Annotated in this window: 2 tRNA genes; both read right to left on the reverse strand. The window is 51.6% G+C overall.

Annotated elements, in window-relative coordinates:
- Positions 1-58: 58 nt before the first annotated feature.
- Positions 59-134, reverse strand: a tRNA-Ala gene (locus tag WCL58_RS25295).
- A gap of 38 nt (positions 135-172) precedes the next feature.
- A tRNA-Ile gene (locus tag WCL58_RS25300) sits at positions 173-249 on the reverse strand.
- Positions 250-277: the final 28 nt, after the last annotated feature.

Raw genomic sequence — 277 nt, forward strand, 5'->3', positions numbered from 1 at the left:
AATACTTCGCAGCATACTGTCGCCAATATACTCTGAAGTATTGAAATACCGGACTATATGGTGGAGCTAAGCGGGATCGAACCGCTGACCTCCTGCGTGCAAGGCAGGCGCTCTCCCAGCTGAGCTATAGCCCCATACAGTCACGCGCAGTACCTTTTCCACTTCCGAGAAGTGGTAGGCCTGAGTGGACTTGAACCACCGACCTCACCCTTATCAGGGGTGCGCTCTAACCACCTGAGCTACAAGCCTATAAAGGTATTTCTGCTCGTTACTTTCT

The sequence above is a fragment of the Serratia sp. TMDUHS_CL genome, from assembly GCF_037137105.1.
In the GTDB taxonomy this organism is placed as follows: Bacteria; Pseudomonadota; Gammaproteobacteria; order Enterobacterales; family Enterobacteriaceae; genus Serratia; species Serratia nevei.